Source organism: Micrococcus sp. HMSC31B01, from assembly GCF_001816085.1.
GTDB lineage: Bacteria > Actinomycetota > Actinomycetes > Actinomycetales > Micrococcaceae > Micrococcus > Micrococcus luteus.
The window spans coordinates 1-616 of sequence record NZ_KV825429.1; the positions used below are offsets into that span (position 1 = coordinate 1).

At 74.4% G+C, this 616-nt stretch carries 1 protein-coding gene; it reads right to left on the reverse strand.

The annotated features are described in order from the left end of the window. A partial coding sequence (locus HMPREF3105_RS11890) for a GNAT family N-acetyltransferase (RefSeq protein ID WP_371441116.1) occupies nucleotides 1-504 on the reverse strand: 504 nt, incomplete at its 3' end. Nucleotides 505-616: the final 112 nt, after the last annotated feature.

Genomic DNA, 616 nt, shown 5'->3' on the forward strand with positions numbered 1-616 from the left:
GCGCGGCGGGCGCCGGCGGGCCGTGCCGACCCGAGCGCCGGGTTCAGCCGTCCCGGGACTGGACGCGCACGAAGGCGCGCAGCTCGTCGCCCTCCACGTCACGGGACTCGCGGAAGCCATGGGTCTCGTAGAAGGCGCGCTGGCGCTCCTCGGTGTCCGTGAGCAGCACGTGCTGACGGACATGGCCGTACCGGCGAAGACGTGGCGCAGCAGCTCGGAGGCGATGCCGCGGCGCTGGTGCACCGGATGCACGAGGATGTCCTGCAGGTAGGCGATGGTGTGTCCGTCGGAGACCACGCGGGCCAGGCCGACCAGACGGCCGCCGTCGAAGGCGGTCACCACGGTGGCCGAACCCTGCAGCCCGCCCATGAGCGTGTCCATGTCCGCCGTGGAGGCGGACCAGCCCACGGCGTCGTAGAGGGCGCGGACGTCGTCGGCGGCCGGGATCGCTCCGGAGAGGTAGCGGATGCCGTCCCGGTCTGCGGCGATGGGGGAGTCGGTCATGGCTGCTCTCCTCGTCTGCGTCGGGCGCCGGCTCCGGCACGCCCGCCGGGGCCGCACCCGCTCACGAGGTCGCCAGGACGGCCCCGGCGGCCTCCATCTCGTGGAGCGCGGC